This is a genomic window from Vibrio penaeicida (assembly GCF_030689305.1).
GTDB classification, from domain to species: domain Bacteria; phylum Pseudomonadota; class Gammaproteobacteria; order Enterobacterales; family Vibrionaceae; genus Vibrio; species Vibrio penaeicida_B.
Genome location: NZ_JAUYVM010000012.1, coordinates 20,678 through 37,016, shown reverse-complemented (window position 1 = coordinate 37,016; position 16,339 = coordinate 20,678). Strand labels below are relative to the sequence as shown.

Sequence of the window (16,339 nt, the reverse complement as noted above, 5' to 3'; positions counted from 1 at the left end):
TGCATTGAATACCAGAAAGTATAGTGTTGCACCCAAAAACCCAAGCCCACACGCAGACTTGCCCATGACGGAGGTCTTCTTCCCTACCATTTCGGAAGACCATTGTGTGTTAAACCACGTGGGTATTGTTGCTTATAAATCGAACGATCGGCTCAATCAAATTAATAGCAAAATTAGACACAGTTCTTACACTAATGTCAGCAATGCTACCATTGATTCTTTCCTGAGTTGTGGGCGGTTTTGTGAATCTACGAACGAGCGGTTAGGTATTGAAATTTCTATGGGCAGCTCGGATTTTTTTGATAAGAGTTACGCGCTTGCCTTAGTGATAGCGGATCATTTGGCAAGAAAAACCACCGAAGCATCAAAACGCTATATCATCGCCGCGACTGGCGAGCTGCTCAACGAAGCGGGGCAAGTTTCAAAGGTAGAAGGCATTCAAGAAAAGGTGGATACCTTACTTGCGATAGGCAAGGATGTGGGCGTGAATGTTTTTATTTTCCCAAAGGCAAATGAACACGATGTCCCTATATCCCAACTTGAGAACGCAGGTATTCAGTGCCTAGCCATTTCAAAAGTATCTGAAGCCCTAAATGCGCTGAACATTCCAATTAATGAAGCCCCTACAACTGAAAAAGCGCCTTTCCGTTTATCTGTATCAAAACGTGCTGTTCCTATTGCCTTAGCCGCTTTCTTGGGGCTAGGAGGAGGTATCTATTTGTTGAGCGGCTCTGAATATCGACAAAATCCCGTCGATAGCTCTGAGTTCATGAGAACCGAATTGGTCAACGCATTAAACGACTTCATTCGATACCCACATCAGTGGGGGCGCGTGGAAGAAGTTGTGAGGCTATCCAGCTCTCTTTCACTCAGTGATTTGGAACGGTTAAATACCGAGCAAAGATCACTTGTTCGAAAAATTACTCAGCTTTCCAATGAAAGCGACAAGTTCCTCCAAAAGGTAAAGACAGCGTTGTTGAAAGCTGAAGGGGACGAAAGCATTGAACACTTGCAGTCAGTCCATCTGCTGTTTTCTAACATTTCGCCGCTTGATCGCGATAGGTTACGGCTGTACGACGCCAACACGCTCACGATACTTTCTTCTGTGAGTGAAAAGTATTTATTTCAGAGTTTATCCGCAGTGCTTGATCTCCCCCACTCCGCACAGCAATGGGAGCGGGTCTCTACCCATTGGACAGCGCTTTCAGACGAGCAACGTACTCGTTTTTCACAACGCTTTCCCGATAAAGCGCTAAAAGCGAGAAAGACACTGTCAGAGCGCGATAAAAGTAACACAAGAATTCATCAGTTCGCGTCTTGGGGAAACACCCTTGAAAGAGACGATGATCAATCCGTTGACCGTTTTTTAGATAGCTACACGGCATTGACTGCCGCAGATAAAAGCAGGCTTACCAACGAGCAAAGCAAACTGGTTAAATTGGCGAATGAACTTTCCGTTGCTGAACTTAGTAAAGCCGATGAGCTAAATGATAGCGCTGGGTTACTGATGGATCTGTATTTGTTGCCTCACAACTCGACCAAACCGCCTGTCGCACCTGAAGGTAATGCGATCGGCTCTTACGTCCGTTCATCTGGAAATCAGTTTTCGTTTGCTGATATTTATAATGACAAGAATATCGCTACCACCCTCAAGGATAGAGACCGTGGTATGCACTATTACGGTTTTTACCAGTTTCCTACATCTGGCCAGTATTTATTTTCATTTAATTTTCAGTCTGGGGAACATAAGGGAAAGCAATGGACAAGGGAATGCCGAATCGTGGTCTCGATTGGAGGCGCGCCCATTTTTGATAAGATACAATCTTTTGGTGAAGGGCAAAGCTTTAGCAAACAAGTTTCTTTGAATATAAACAAAGGAAAGGAACCTTTTGATCTCTGGTTTGCATGCGAGAATTTAAATAACATGCTCTTACTTGGTCCTAAATGGGATGTCGATGCATACAAGAATACGTTTCTAGAGATCCTTGTTCGATCCCCATTGGACAACAAGCTCACCGCCCTGCCATTAAGCGCATTTAGCCACTAGTAATTGCTGCCTGTTTGAAACGAAAACAACCGATCAAGTGATCGGTTGTTTAATAAAAAGGGAGCGAAGATAACTCAATGAGTCGACGAGAGATAAGAACCGTTATCAATGCTGTTAAACCATACTAAATCGCGTAAGTCCGAAATATCTTGGCTAGAGCGTACCCGAACACTTTTTCCAACCAGTTCTTGAGCCTTCGAATACACTCGCTCTGCACTTTCTTTATAACTGACGATACTCATTTTCAGTTGGCACCCTTCCTCATTAGATACCCAAACAAATTTTTCGTCTTTTGAGACGCTTTTCAGCACCCCAAAATCATTCCAACTGTTGTTACTCATAACCTCTCCTTTTTTCTTTTAGTTCTTTGTCAAACCTTCTTTTCTTAGTATTGCTAGCCTATGCAACACCGAAGACTGAACAATTAATATGCAACTAAAGTTTAAAAATGACAAGGCAAAGTTCTTATCTCTTATATCAAATGATGATAACCCCTATTATTTACCTTATAGCCATAAGGTTATTGAGATTCCACTCAAATACAATCCTACCCCGTAAGTGATATGTGCGAGCATACTCTTTGCCCTTACCACGCTTGGATTAGGTGTTTTCGCTGCTGCAATACCCAACCCAAAGGCAGGTTGCAGAATAAGAAATGGGGCGAGAACACTGATTACACCCACAGATAGTGCGACAACTAAGCTTGGCGATCTTAACCAATCTGGAAAGGCAAGGAGCAAAGCAGTGGCAAACACAATGCCTATCAGGTAATGCGCACCCCACCCTATGACGATCTCTCCGTGCACTTTGGGTGATTTGAATATGGGTTTGTGAAAATATTTCCCTTTCCTTAGTGCCAATAGCCATCGACCAACTAAGGCATAATCCAGCGATGTCACGCCGAAAAACCGATTTTGTACCCACGCGCAGGTATCCATGAACAATGTGGCACCGATGCCCAAGACTACTGCATTTACTGCTGTTTCCACCACGACCTCTCCTTATCTTATTTTCAACGCCTTGAATTTGGCGGGTTTTCGATGTTTAAATGTTACTACTTGAAGTTAACTTGAGGTCAAGATGAAAACACTCGATATCGGCGTCGTGGCAAAGCGAAGCGGTTTGAATTCTTCGGCGCTCCGTTATTACGAAAGCATTGGTCTGATTCATTCCATTGGGCGAAATGGCTTAAGGCGGCAATATTCCGAAGATGTTTTGCAAAAATTGGCTTTGATTCATTTGGGAAGAAAGGCAGGATTATCGCTCGAAGAGATAAAAGCAATGTTTAATCAAGACGGTAACTTGGATATCAATCGTGACGCTTTACTTGAGAAAGTGTCTGAAATAGAAAAGTCCATCCGACAACTGATATGTGTTAAAGAGAGCCTATTACATGTCGCTAACTGCCCGGCAGACGATCACCTTAGTTGCCCTTCCTTTCAAAAAATGCTCAATGAGCTGTAAGCCCTTTGGTATCGAATAGCTTTTGGTATCGACTCGCTTTGGCATCAATGAGTATTCGGTAGATAGCCGAACACAGAGGTTCGGCTTTAAGTTTGTTTGCCATGCGTTTGTTAGTTTACCAAACGTTAGTTAGTGGAAGTGCACCAACATCTCAACTTCATCCCCTTGTTGCGGTGCGTTCAGCGAGAAGTGCAAATAGCCCGCTTCCGTTACTGGGATTTGCAGATATTCATTGCTGCCCGAATAATTAGACACGTATTCGTGCTGCTCTGCTGTTGGCCAGTACGCTTGGCTCGCGTACAGGTCCACGTTGCCATTGTTTGGCTTGTTAGCATTTTCGGTTTCGCTAATTTTACCCGTTAGCCACACACGCACCTCTTGAACACCTTGCGGGACATAAACCGCAGCATAACGTTGTTGATGTACCGTTAAGGTCTGTGCTTGCCCCGATTCCAATACCACTGGCGCTAAGTCATCTTGCTCCGGTTTTTGTGGAGTTGGCGCTTTGGTTTCTAATGAAGCAGTGAGCGTCACTGTATCAAATGCAGTTCGACCCGCGATGCTCATGTAGTAGCGACCTGGTTTGATGTAACCCGATGGCTCTGGCTCAAACGTTACGATCTCATTGCTGCCCGTGTCATATTGGCTGAACTCAAAATCGTAGTAATGTGCGACTTTCTCATAGCTCATGTACAGATCCGCATCGCCTTGGCTGCCACCTTGGATCTCAACTTCAAAGTGAGTGGCGTTCTCTGGCACATCAACGTAGAACAACTGTTCGCTGTAAGCCGCACCGCTTAACACCACGCTTTGGTTTACCGCTAACGGTGTTACTTGATCAGAAGGCTCTGTTGGCTCACCCGGATTTGGGTCTGGGTTCGGATCAGGCTGTTCTGGTTCACTAGAGATAGAATCCAACCAACGGTCAAACTCACCATTGTATTGCTCACCGAATAATTGAACCTGTTTTGCCCATTCAGCAAACTGACCAGAACGAGAAAGCGCCAGTAAACTGTCTGCCTCTTGCGGGTGCTCTTCCAACATAAAGCGTACCGCTAAGTAACTCCAACGGTACACGCGATTCGAATCATGAGAATAAGTCGTCGCAAACACATCCGATAGGCTCATCTTTCCATTAGCAATTACACTAATCGCCGCGTCGTAGCCTTGTTTATAATGCATGTACTCAGCAAAGCCCTCTAGCCACCACACAATGTAGCTATGAGCCAAGTTATCGCTGAATGAGCCATATTGGTTGAAGCGTGCATCTAGATAGTGAACGTATTCATGTTCTAGATTGAGAACTGATAGCTCGTCACCATTTGCGAAACGATAAGCGACAAAACGCGCCACGTTGCCTTCCTTTGCCGGATCCCCTTCAAGATACTGACCGCCGTTATCCGTCGAGTTACCAAACAAGAAAGACGAGTAATCCTCGTAGCTTCCATTATTCGCAAACACCGCGACTTCAACTCGCTCGTTGTTGTCGTCTGCCACTGGCTGATTGCCCGTGTTCGCCACTTGATGGAGGTCCGCCTCTGTTGCCGCTAAAACCTCACACGCTTCAACCGCTTGGGTTTGCGTTAAATCTTGAGAGCGAATGATTGCCGGACCATCACATTCATGACGGTTAGGCAGCACGCGAGCCGCCAAATCACGTTTCGCTTGGTCTAAATCTAGACCGTTCAAATGCTCTGGTGCGAAGTAGTTCATCATCTCAACCGCCGCTAACCAAAGCTTGTCGTGTTCGCTACCAAGTGGGTTTTGTTCCATCACTTGCTGCATCACACGCAGTGCCTTTTCTTTGGTTTTTTGGTTTGGGCTTGCTAACAAACGTCCGGTTTCGCGCACTGCGTTGTAAACCAAGAAGCTCGCGTCCGTATCCAGAGCCCACGCGTTATCACGAGCAAACACCGCCAGCGTGTCGATGTGTTGCGTATTGCTCGCCATATAGTTGTAGAAGTCATCTCGCGCAGAGTGACCGGCCATTGCACGAAAGAGATTGTTAAGCCCATCCACCCACTGTGTATCTTTCGCTGTTTCACGATTGAACTGGCGCAGTGCCGTAAGTTGTGCGCTCATCGTCAAAGGAAGCTGTTTTACGTTATCGACCATCAAAGTCAGGCTTTTCATTGCCCCCACTTGTTCGCGACCTTGTTCTAAAGCGTGTGGGTTAGCTAAAAACGCATTAATCGACTGAGCAAAGCGTTGGCCTAATGCCTGTGAAAAGTCCGGCTGCTGGGCGTTATAGCGAACGTAATAAGCCGCGCGTACAAATTCACCAAGGTTTTCTAGTTTGCGTGCTTGCTCTGCCTCACCTTTGTAAGTAGCAATGGCTTGGTTTAACGCGATTTGAATATGGCTTAGGCTCGCTTCACTGTATATGTCGCTAAGGGAATCAGCAGGTGCAGAGAACCAAGCACTATAGCAATTATGATTTGCGTCAGAGACGGCTAAAACAAGATCAGGTGCCTGTTGGAGATCAGGAATATCACACTGCTCTTGAGCAAAGGAAAAACTGGAAACACTGGCAAGCATACAAGCTAGCGCCAAGCGATGACGTGGAAATAAACGGGGATGGGACATAGCTACACTCATTAATTAGTTATATGTTTGAGGGCGCTGTTATATTCTTTATACTCAATAAGATGAATTCAGTTGCATAAAATTTATGAACTCAGTTCAGGAATTAGAATATATGATCTAATTTTAAAATTGTTCACTAAATGTGTTGATCACCTCTCTCCGAAAACTTCACGCAATGTTGAATTATCAATATAAATCAAAAGATTAGAAACAGAAAAAACTGAAATGCACCTGTCTTTTTGGTTAGCAGCGTTTACCACCGAGATTCCATTCACTCAGATTTGTCGGTACAGTACGCCCATACATAGGGTGCCTCGACAGCGCGCAATAGAAATACGAAGTACAGGAAAAGAAAATGAATAACGATCTCCCGATAATTGAAACCTTAGATGAACTAGAACTGTTTTTAACCGCAGTTGAAAGTGGCGGTTTGGGGCTAGAAGGAGTAACGGGCATTGCGATGGCAACAAGTAACTCTGATGGGCGCCCTTTCGTTGCAGTACTAGGTGAGAAACATCAATTGTTGCTTGGTCGTTGGGTATCCCAAGATGTCTACGAAAATGGCAAAGATCGTGTGCGAAACGGCCCGAGCAAAAAACACTAATCCAGCTTCAATATAAATGGAACTAGGAAAAAGCTCAGAACATCATGTGATGGTCTGAGCTTTTTTGTTTCTGTTATTTGCACCTAAGCCCTTATATTTGAACCAGAACTTAAGCACCCTTCAAGTATTGAGTGATCTTTTCTCTTAACCACACATGGGATGGGTTTGTCTGCGTGCGATTGTGCCAAATCATGTGCTGCTCTATCGGAGTTACTTTGAATGGCTGCTCTATGATCTGCAAACCAAACAACTCGGCATATTGTGTCGCTACGGTGCGAGACGCACTACCAATAGAATCACTGTTCGACACCAACGCCATCATTGTGATCAGAGAATCACACTCTGCACTGATGTTGCGCTTCTCTAAAGACTCACTGGTAAAATAGTCCACTGCATATAAATTTCCCCTTCTAAGCCTCAAGGTTATGTGTTTCTCGGCGTAAAATTGCTCCATCGTTATAGAGCCCTGTACTCTTGGGTGAGAATGACGCGCCACTAAAACAAGTTCATCCGTCTTAATCGGTGTTGATTTAAACCCAGAGTCATGAGGCCTAAAAACATCGATAGCCAAATCGGCTTTTTGCAGGCTCAGCGCTTGCAACATCATCTCTTCATTGCTGGAAACCATATTGAATATGATCGAGACATTGGCGAGATCTTTATCTGACTCGACAAGGGGCTGAAGTGCCAGCAGCGCCATCTCATTTACCAACACGTTGAATTGCCTTGGCTGATCGGGTGTAAACTGCTTAATACTCCCAATCGCTCTTGAAACGTTTTGCAACGCCGGTTCAAGTTGGTCAGCCAACTGCACAGCGGCATGAGTAGGAGAAATACCGCGACCCTCCCGAACAAACAACTTCGTTCCGATCTGATCTTGTAGCCTTTTTAGCGAACCACTCACGCCCGGCTGAGTCATGTCTAAAGACTCGCTTGCCAAAGTAATCGAGTTAAGTCGGTACACCTCCAAAAATACGCCTAACAGGTTTAAATCAAGCTGTTCAGATAAATACTTCGCCATTACATAACCAATTGTGATGTTTTAAATAAACTTTACTTTATTTTTAGTTATGTTTCACGTCGATACACTGATTTCGAAATCTAAAAAATAGTCTTTTAAGAGGTCAGTATGAAAGCGCAAACAACAAATAAAATCATTAGCAAAAAAGCCACACTAACCCTCGCCATCATGTTCGCCATGCCTGTAATGGCATCAAACCATGACCACGACCATGTTCACGGCGATCTGCAAGTGCAAGGCAAAAACGCAACAGCTCATACCATTCAAGCAAACAACGACTTCTCGAAAACACTCAACTGGGACGACAGAGATGCCTTCGAGCGCAATACTAAAGGGCTCATCGTCCCTTTAGATCAGCACAGTGCAAACATCATGAGGAACAATTTTGACTTTATTTCTCAAGATGAGATATCCGACTCCGTTAACCCATCTCTATATAGACAAGCGCAAGTCAACAACACCGCGGCAGGGCTTTATGAGGTTACCGATGGGATCTACCAGGTTAGGGGCACCGACCTTTCAAACATAACCTTCATACGCGGTAAGACCGGTTGGATTGTTTATGATGTGCTGCTAACAAAACAAGCAGCAGAAATTTCCACAAAATTCTTCCTAGAGAATGTGCCAACGGGAGGCGACCTTCCCATTACTGCGATGATTTATTCTCACAGCCATGCCGACCACTTTGGCGGTTCCCGTGCTATTCAGGAGATGTTCCCTAACGTAAAAGTGTACGCCCCCGTGAATATGACCAAAGAAGTGGTTGATGAAAACGTGCTGGCTGGTAATGCGATGTCGAGACGTGCTGCCTACCAATATGGCGCAACATTGGGCACACACGAACACGGCATTGTCGATGCTGGGCTAGGCAAGTCCATGTCCACCAGCTCTCCGGAATACGGAAAAGGGGAAATCACCTACGTCAAACCGGACTACAACTTCAACCAAGATGGGAAATTTGAAACCTATAGCATCGATGGCGTAGAGATGATTTTCATTGATACGGCTGGCACAGAAGCGCCTTCTGGAATGGCAACCTACATCCCTTCTAAAAAGGCATTGTGGTCGGGTGAAATGATGTATCACGGCATGCACAACATCTACACATTACGCGGAGCCAAGGTTCGGGATGCATTGAAGTGGTCGAAAGACATTAACGAAATGATCAATGCATGGGGTGAAGACATTCAAGTGCTGTTCGGCTCTCACTCCTCCCCTGTTTGGGGGCAAGATGAGGTCCTCGATTTTATGAAATTACAACGCGATAACTACGGCTTTGTTCATAACCAAACCCTAAGGCTGGCAAACAATGGCGTCGTTTTACAGGACATCGGAGACGCGATTTTAGAAGAACTGCCAGAATCGATTCGCAAGTCTTGGCACACCAACGGCTACCACGGCTCATACAGCCACAACGCCAAAGCTGTCTACAACATGTATTTGGGTTACTTTGACATGAACCCAGCCAACTTAAACCCACTTCCAGTGCAAAAAGAATCGCTCAAATTTGTTGAATACATGGGAGGCTCAGACGTTATTGTGAAGAAAGCCCATAGCGATTTTGAAAAAGGAGAATATCGCTTTGTCGCCACAGTGCTAGATAAAGTGGTTCGCGCGGAACCAGACAACAATGAAGCGCGAAAACTCTTGGCCGACACCTATGAACAATTGGGCTACCAATCGGAAACCATGGGCTGGAGAAATACCTACTTAACGGGCGCACAAGAACTTCGAGTCGGCACCTTACCAGGCACACCGAAAACGGCATCACCGGACGTTTTGTCTGAAATGACGGTAGAGAACTTGTTGGACTACATCGCTGTGCGAGTGGATTCTAAGAAAGCGCAATTTACGCCATTCTCGATGAACGTGGTTGTGCCCGACACTGGCGAGATCTATTTTGTAGAGATGTCGAATGGCAACCTAAGCAACGGTAAGGTAGACAGCGAAAAAGAAGCCGATGCCACGCTTTACCTAAACAAAGCCGACATTACTCAAATGCTACTGGGTAACACCGACTTAACGGCACTTTTAAAGCTCAAACAAGCAGGCATTAAAGGGAAAACAGAGGTTCTGACTACACTACAGGACACGCTCGTAGACTTCGATACCAGTTTTGAAATTGTCCCTCGCCCAGCGAAAGGCAAAGAAGTGGATGCCAACCTGTACCAGCACAGCCACTAAACACCAGTAAACACCAGTAAACAGACTGAGTGTGTAACGAAAAATGGGACGTAAAAGCCCCATTTTTTTATGGCGAGCGAAGCTAATCCAATTTGCCTTTTGACCAACTCTTTTAGTTAAACCACTAAAGAACAGCTTTCTAAGGGTATATTAGTTTGTTCTGTAACTTGGAATTGGGTAGCCCCATGTTAGGCTCTTAACTAAATTAATGTTTAATTGGTTAGTTATTGTGTTGCACATATCGAGACAAAGGACAACATTCATTCATCTAAGACAAAGCATCTAAACAAAAAAAGTTGATGACAACGCTTCCTTCAGAACAGTAGCACCCTATGTAAGCACTTGTAAATAATGAGTAAAATCAGTCTTCCACTATCTCATACTTCACTGCTTAATCCGTAACCCTATCAAAATTTTGTGTTTGCATTTTTAGTTTGATACAAGATCAATTGCCAAAGTAATTTGATTAAGGTAATTTGAGAGCCCTAAAACCCTAAGCTATTGATAATAATAGCAATAAGGGTAGTTATTGATTACTAGCTAAGGCTTATAATGGCAAACAAACTTTTTCTAATTGGAATAAACTCATACAAACATCATGATAATCTAGCCGGTTGTGTAAGAGATATAACAGATTTTAAGAATGTATTATTGGAGAAGTATGATTTCAAATCTGAAGATGTCTATGAAATCATAGATGAAAATGCCAACTCAAAAAACATCCAAGATGCTCTAAAAGGTTATGGTAAGAGTTTAAGCTCAGATGATAACTTAATAATATACTATTCTGGGCATGGTGAATATGACGAGGAATTAGATATAGGATACTGGGTTCCTCATGAAGCTGACGTATATACTCAGTACATCCAGAACTCTAACATTATTACCTTTTTATCTCGCATAAACTGTAAGCACATAATATTAATTTCAGATAGCTGTTTCTCTAATAGTATATTTAGAGAAGGAAGATTTAAGAAGGTTGACGAATACTTTGAAAAAAGTTCCAGATGGGCATTAACATCAGCTTTTTATGAAGCTAAGGATTCTGATGAAATATCCAACACTTTATTTGCCGAATGTATTATTGATTGCTTAAAAGAGACAGAAAAAGATATAAGATTTTCTGAAATAATAGAAAAAGTTAAAGCTAGATTTGAAATAAACTTGTTTCAATCGCCTCAAGGCGCTCCATTAAATCTCGAAGATCATCATGGAGGAGAGTTTATTTTCAAAATAACTAAGACCTATGATTCTAGAAATTTGAAAGGATATGTAGACTTTATAAAAATATTAAATTTTTATAAAAGAAATTCCATTTTTAAAGAAGTGGCAATATTTGAAGATAAGTCAAAAAAAATAGGCTATCAACTATTTAGTGAATTTGATTCTGTTCTAGATACATCAACGTATTACTTATATTTATACGAAGGTATTAATCAGACACAAACATATTCAGACTTAAAAAATAAACACGGTGAAATTTTCTCTGGTAAAACAGTGATATTCATCCCTATTGAAAAAGATCAAAAAAATATTGAACTTCGAAAGAATAATATAAAAGAAAAATTTAAGCCTATAAGTTTATTTTATATCGATGAATTTATTAGAGAGCACTGTACTCCAAAAGTAATACAGGATGAGAGTGAGAAGTATTTAAATATTAAGAATTTTATAACTCCTGAAATTCATATTGGCGATGAAACCACTAGCTTGAAGTTATATTTTGAGAAATGGCATAAACAAATAGACGAGCCAATTTTGGTCGTAAAAGGTAGTGGCGGTATAGGGAAAACGACACTAGCATACTATTTTGCTGATAGATTAATTGAGTTTACACCATCAAATTATGTGTTATTTATTGATTCATCCCTCATTAAAGATAGCCTAATAAAGAACAAAAATAGAGAAAACCTCAACTTATATAACTTCTATGAAGCCCTTTTTGATATTACGGATAATATCCATGAAAAGCTGTCAGAAGATTTATTTCAGTTAAATGTTGATGCTGGAAACATCTTAATTATAATCGACGGTTTGGATGAGATAATATCAAAAGTTCCAAACTTTGACACAACAAAATTTCTAGAGTCAATAAAATTATCATCAAGTGATCTTGGTAATGGAAAAGTAATTATAACTTGTAGAAGTTATTTTTGGGATAGTTCAGGTTTTTCTGGCAAGACCTTTCCTGTCATTGAATTGGAACCATTTACAGAAAGCCAAAGCAAAGAGTTTTTCAAAAAGAGTTTTGAAAATGACACAATAAAGCTTGGTAACGCGGTAAGGTTAGCTAACGGTTTTAAGTTTCCCGAGGGTGAAAACAAAAACATCTACCATCCGTATGTTTTAGATATAATTCGTTCTATTATTGAAAGTGATAATAACCTGGTTGATTTTGACCTTTCTGAAGTTGAATCATCGTATTTGTGTAAAGGCATTAGTAATGATTATATCACTTATCGTATTTGTGATCGTGAAATAAAGAGAGTCGGTCAGGTTTCTGTTGATGACCAGATTAATATTTTTATTTATATGTCTGTCAATCGTGGTGGTCTAATTATGGCTGACAACCTCCACAGTGAGGTAACAAAGGCTTTAGGAAGAACTGTAGATAATACAAATGTAGAAGCATTTAAATCACATCCTTTCTTAATGTGTAAAGATAATGTTATTAAGTTCAAATATGATTTTCTACTAGATTTGTTCAAGGCTATATATGTTTCTATCTTTTTAAAATATGATAATGATTCCGAAACAATAACAGATGAGCTTTTAGAAATAATAAATGATAGTTGTTGGTATGGTGCGCCAATAAACTCAGATATACCTAAAAGAATAGCGAGTTGGAATGAAGATAATTTTCTGCTTGTTTCTGACTTCATCACTCAGATAAAGAACAAGCTTAATACTATCAAATCACGAAAGACTATCGCAAATATATTTAATTTATGCTTACAGATTAATCACAAATTTTATCCCAACGATATAGAAAACAACACTAATTTAATTAGAAGTTTATTTGAGATCAAAAATGGTCAACTTGATGGTGTATCTATAATTGATCTTAATGGTGATAAAAGCATCAAGTTCAATTTTGAGAGTGTAACAATATCTAATAGCAACATAGATAACTTTGGTAACTTTTGGAAGTGTAAATTTGATACTTCTACTAGGTTTATCAAATCAGAACTTGTCAACTTAAATGAGAAAGTATCTAGTTCGATATTAGGTAAGGATAACTTTATTGATTGTATATTTGACTCAGGTCTGACTTCTGCAATTGAGACGATAGACAGAAACAAAGGGAATCGTAAAGCAAAGATTAGAATATTTGTACATGATTTTTTCCATTTATTTGTTAGTAATGGCAAATTAGGTCGACAATGGGAGCATAAGGTAATAGCTCCTAGATTCAATGGCATAAACAAGTGTAACCTTAACTATAAAAAGGTAGTTAATATATTTAAGTCAAATGGAGTACTTGTTATCACCGATGAGCTAGGTAAGCGCAAGTTTACTATTAACGATGATAGTAAAGCTGATGTTAATAATTATTTAAACGATGGAACTCCATCAAATTCAATAACTAGGATTATAAAAGATCTTTTATGATGTTAACGGTGAGGGTTTAAGGTATACAAAGCTCTTAAACTCTCATTTAATATTATTTGATCCTTTTTAAAGTTATTAAAATAATGCAAAATAACGGGGACACTCACTCTAAGAAAATACGAAACCCATCAATTACAGTGAGTTGCGCCTAAGTCCACAAAGGCTGCACTCGCCCGTTTTCCGCTATGAACCTTTCGCGCTCGTTAGCAGTTTTCTATCATATTGGGAAAGGGCGCAGTTCAGCGTAGTCTGTAGTAATTTTTATACCTTTGTCGACGTTGATGATCACACCATCACCCACCACTATTGTCGCCTCATCTAGTATTGCGCAAGCTTGTAGCTAGAGAATGGTTAACTTTTAGAAGGGCAAAAGCTCGTGAACAGGGTATGAATGAGTATTTACTCTGGTAGATAATAGGACAAAAAAGAGCCAACCAAACGGTCTGACTCTTTTGAATAGGAACAGATTTCTTTTGAGAGAGTTTAAGAAGGATGTCGCAGTTCAAAACCGCTTATTACTTAGGCTGATACCCCGTCTTATTCGCGAACTTTTGCATCGCCTCGGTAAACGTTGTTGTTCCGCCTTTGGCTTTAACCTGTACTACCTTGTATCCCATTTTTTCTAGCGCTTGGCGCTCTGCCAAAACGGCTTTGTCGTCTTGCTGGCTGCCTTGGGCAGGCTGATGAATGTAACACCCTTCTAGTTGACCAACTTCGACCAGTTGATGGTGTCAAAGCAGACCAGACCAATCTATTGATTTAATCTTGGTTTAGAGGGGCTTGGTTGCTTGATAATAAATAGCGGTGAGTGACACGAATGATTCTGAAATAGATTAAATTGTTTTAATTAACAACTCTGCAATGCGCTTAAAAGACGCAAAACAGGTATCAAAATCATGAGGTTCGGTGCTAAACACCATTGGCGTAACAAAGTCTAGAAAGCGTTTGCGGAAGGCTGGGTTTTCTTCAATTTCTTGCAATCCGAGTTGGAGCTCTTGTTTTGGGTTGGCGACAAACTCTGCATGTTGACTGCCAAAACGCTCAATATCTTCTTCTAACACTGTTTTAAATATCGGTGTTAGCGCCTCAAGGTCTAGGCTTTCTGTCTGTTCTTCTGCCTTTAAAATGCAGTAAACATCATAGATATGGCGTACTAGTGTGGCATCATCCTTACGCTGTGCATCGCGCTTCACCGACATGGTACGGCGCAACATTGAAATTACTTTTTCGACTAATGTAGCGTGGATAGAAATGCAATCGAAAGCGCTCACTTCTTGTGGTTGTTTATACAGCTCTGCAACCAGTGATTGAATGCTACGAGGTTCTACATCGAGTAATGGGATTGTTTCCATCAGCTCCAGTTTAATAATGGGGCGAAGGCACGGTGACTGGCTAAATTGCTGTGGGTATCTGAATTCGAATTCAACATAACGATATTCATCCTTTACAGTACGCTCTTCAATCGTAAATAGCTTTGATTGAGTGATGGCCTGTTCAACTTCATTAATGCATATTTTACGAACCGCTTTCTTTTTAGCGCGGCTTAGCTCATTAAACGCTGGATTGGGGATTAACTTAATGTCTACATCTTCTGACATTCTAAGAATTTTAACGTTTGATTTTGCAAGGGCTGTACCGCCAGAAAAGACCATTTGATGGGAGGCTGCTTTCACTTTAGCTAGCTCAGACAATAGCGCAACAACCCAATAATCTTTTTCAATAATGGCAGGGTTTCCGAGCTCAAGCGCATCGGAAACTTCAAGGAATTGTTGTTTTAGTTTTTCCATATTAACTTGGCGAATTTAATACTCGGTTACCGACAACCAATTTGCGATTAAACTGTTTGGGGTTCCACGAGTATTGAACAGATGATGGAATTTGGGTGCTTTCACCGGACAGGCTTTGCAAAGATAGGCTGTCTATCTCAAAATCGACGCCTTTCATCTTTAATATCTCACGCATCAGAGCATCGCTTCCACCGGGGTTAGTGGGCATAGGTTTGCCTGTTAAACTGTTAATCCTTGCCTTGGTGTAAAGACCATAGCCAAGCTTTATTAACTCACCTTGTTTGACCAACTGCCTTAGCGCTCGACCAATTTGGTCGTAGCTGGCAAAACCATCAAAGTCTTTGCGCTCAAAAACATAGCGCCTGGAACGCTTTATCTTTTGATAAACACGATCAACTGCTGTCATTTGAACCCCCTAACTTTCGTACGTTTTCGAAGTATAACGCAAGGTTGTAATTATAGGAATAAATACGGCATATATAGAAGTATAAATACGTCTTGATAGTTGACAATTAACCACATAAAACATTGTATTTATGAATATTTAATGAGAAAAAATGTCAACGACCTTATTCTATCCCACTACCTGACCTTGCTATGAGCCGCCCTCCTTTCAAGATATTCAGCGCATCCTCAATTTCAACGCCAAAATAGCGAATGCCATTATCCAGTTCCGTGATGTTTCCTTCAATTTCGAGCCTAGTGCAAATTCACCAAATACCCCAAAGCTTGGAGGGCTTTTCTTTTGAGAGAGTTTAAGATGGATGTCGCAGTTCAAAACCGCTTATTACTTAGGCTTATACCCCGTCTTCTTAGCAAACTTTTGCATCGCTTCGGCAAACGTTGTTGATCCGCCTTTGGCTTTAACCTGTATTACCTTGTATCCCATTTTTTCTAGCGCTTGGCGCTCTGCCAAAACAGCTTTGTCGTCTTGCTGGCTGCCTTGGGCTGGCTGGTGAATGTAACACCCTTCTAGTTGGCCATCTTCGACCAATTGGTGGTGTCTCAGTGCATTGATATCGAAATTCATAGTA

Annotated in this window: 13 protein-coding genes; 5 read left to right on the top strand and 8 right to left on the bottom strand. The window is 41.4% G+C overall.

Annotated features, from left to right (window positions below):
- The first annotated feature begins 4 nt into the window (after positions 1-4).
- Positions 5-2,047 (top strand): hypothetical protein, encoded by a 2,043-nt coding sequence (locus Q8W40_RS18560; RefSeq protein ID WP_305399294.1) that lies wholly within the window; start codon positions 5-7, stop codon positions 2,045-2,047.
- Positions 2,048-2,121: 74 nt separating this feature from the next.
- Here Q8W40_RS18560 and Q8W40_RS18555 read toward each other — a convergent pair whose 3' ends face one another.
- The gene (locus Q8W40_RS18555) at positions 2,122-2,388 is read right to left on the bottom strand and encodes a hypothetical protein (protein ID WP_101114334.1); all 267 of its coding nucleotides are present in this window, start codon (positions 2,386-2,388) and stop codon (positions 2,122-2,124) included.
- 165 nt (positions 2,389-2,553) lie between these two features.
- Positions 2,554-3,036 (bottom strand): DUF2938 domain-containing protein, encoded by a 483-nt coding sequence (locus Q8W40_RS18550; RefSeq protein ID WP_305399293.1) that lies wholly within the window; start codon positions 3,034-3,036, stop codon positions 2,554-2,556.
- Positions 3,037-3,127: 91 nt separating this feature from the next.
- Here Q8W40_RS18550 and Q8W40_RS18545 point away from each other — a divergent pair, with 91 nt between their 5' ends.
- Positions 3,128-3,511, top strand: coding sequence for a helix-turn-helix domain-containing protein (locus Q8W40_RS18545; RefSeq protein WP_305399292.1), 384 nt, complete (start codon positions 3,128-3,130; stop codon positions 3,509-3,511).
- A 129-nt stretch (positions 3,512-3,640) separates the two neighbouring features.
- On the opposite strand, the gene Q8W40_RS18540 is transcribed toward Q8W40_RS18545, so the two are convergent.
- On the bottom strand, positions 3,641-6,097 hold the full coding sequence (locus Q8W40_RS18540; RefSeq protein WP_305399291.1) for a M9 family metallopeptidase: 2,457 nt from the start codon (positions 6,095-6,097) through the stop codon (positions 3,641-3,643).
- 355 nt (positions 6,098-6,452) lie between these two features.
- Between Q8W40_RS18540 and Q8W40_RS18535 the strand changes: the two genes are divergently transcribed.
- Positions 6,453-6,701 carry a hypothetical protein gene (locus Q8W40_RS18535; protein WP_101114331.1) on the top strand — a complete coding sequence of 83 codons (249 nt, stop codon included), beginning with the start codon at positions 6,453-6,455 and terminating at the stop codon, positions 6,699-6,701.
- Between the two features lie 109 nt (positions 6,702-6,810).
- Here the strand turns inward: Q8W40_RS18535 and Q8W40_RS18530 are convergent, their stop codons facing one another.
- Complete coding sequence (locus tag Q8W40_RS18530; protein WP_305399290.1) at positions 6,811-7,722, bottom strand: LysR family transcriptional regulator; 912 nt, start codon at positions 7,720-7,722, stop codon at positions 6,811-6,813.
- 108 nt (positions 7,723-7,830) lie between these two features.
- Between Q8W40_RS18530 and Q8W40_RS18525 the strand changes: the two genes are divergently transcribed.
- Positions 7,831-9,906 (top strand): alkyl/aryl-sulfatase, encoded by a 2,076-nt coding sequence (locus Q8W40_RS18525; RefSeq protein ID WP_305399289.1) that lies wholly within the window; start codon positions 7,831-7,833, stop codon positions 9,904-9,906.
- Positions 9,907-10,458: 552 nt separating this feature from the next.
- On the top strand, positions 10,459-13,518 hold the full coding sequence (locus tag Q8W40_RS18520) for a caspase family protein (RefSeq protein WP_305399288.1): 3,060 nt from the start codon (positions 10,459-10,461) through the stop codon (positions 13,516-13,518).
- A gap of 515 nt (positions 13,519-14,033) precedes the next feature.
- Here the strand turns inward: Q8W40_RS18520 and Q8W40_RS18515 are convergent.
- The 4 genes from Q8W40_RS18515 to Q8W40_RS18500 form a co-directional block, all read right to left on the bottom strand.
- Positions 14,034-14,240 carry a hypothetical protein gene (locus tag Q8W40_RS18515; RefSeq protein ID WP_305399440.1) on the bottom strand — a complete coding sequence of 69 codons (207 nt, stop codon included), beginning with the start codon at positions 14,238-14,240 and terminating at the stop codon, positions 14,034-14,036.
- A 111-nt stretch (positions 14,241-14,351) separates the two neighbouring features.
- Positions 14,352-15,305 carry a nucleotidyl transferase AbiEii/AbiGii toxin family protein gene (locus Q8W40_RS18510; RefSeq protein WP_305399287.1) on the bottom strand — a complete coding sequence of 318 codons (954 nt, stop codon included), beginning with the start codon at positions 15,303-15,305 and terminating at the stop codon, positions 14,352-14,354.
- Between the two features lies 1 nt (position 15,306).
- On the bottom strand, positions 15,307-15,711 hold the full coding sequence (locus Q8W40_RS18505; RefSeq protein ID WP_101114323.1) for a DUF6088 family protein: 405 nt from the start codon (positions 15,709-15,711) through the stop codon (positions 15,307-15,309).
- Between the two features lie 381 nt (positions 15,712-16,092).
- Entirely contained in the window at positions 16,093-16,335 is a 243-nt protein-coding gene (locus Q8W40_RS18500) for a hypothetical protein (protein WP_305399286.1), read from the bottom strand.
- Positions 16,336-16,339 lie beyond the last annotated feature (4 nt).

Coding starts and splice junctions, on each gene's coding strand:
- Q8W40_RS18530 (WP_305399290.1), bottom strand. CDS start 7,722: ATGGCGAAGTATTTATCTGAACAGCTTGATTTAAACCTGTTAGGCGTA.
- Q8W40_RS18555 (WP_101114334.1), bottom strand. CDS start 2,388: ATGAGTAACAACAGTTGGAATGATTTTGGGGTGCTGAAAAGCGTCTCA.
- Q8W40_RS18520 (WP_305399288.1), top strand. CDS start 10,459: ATGGCAAACAAACTTTTTCTAATTGGAATAAACTCATACAAACATCAT.
- Q8W40_RS18535 (WP_101114331.1), top strand. CDS start 6,453: ATGAATAACGATCTCCCGATAATTGAAACCTTAGATGAACTAGAACTG.
- Q8W40_RS18510 (WP_305399287.1), bottom strand. CDS start 15,305: ATGGAAAAACTAAAACAACAATTCCTTGAAGTTTCCGATGCGCTTGAG.
- Q8W40_RS18525 (WP_305399289.1), top strand. CDS start 7,831: ATGAAAGCGCAAACAACAAATAAAATCATTAGCAAAAAAGCCACACTA.
- Q8W40_RS18500 (WP_305399286.1), bottom strand. CDS start 16,335: ATGAATTTCGATATCAATGCACTGAGACACCACCAATTGGTCGAAGAT.
- Q8W40_RS18505 (WP_101114323.1), bottom strand. CDS start 15,711: ATGACAGCAGTTGATCGTGTTTATCAAAAGATAAAGCGTTCCAGGCGC.
- Q8W40_RS18545 (WP_305399292.1), top strand. CDS start 3,128: ATGAAAACACTCGATATCGGCGTCGTGGCAAAGCGAAGCGGTTTGAAT.
- Q8W40_RS18540 (WP_305399291.1), bottom strand. CDS start 6,097: ATGTCCCATCCCCGTTTATTTCCACGTCATCGCTTGGCGCTAGCTTGT.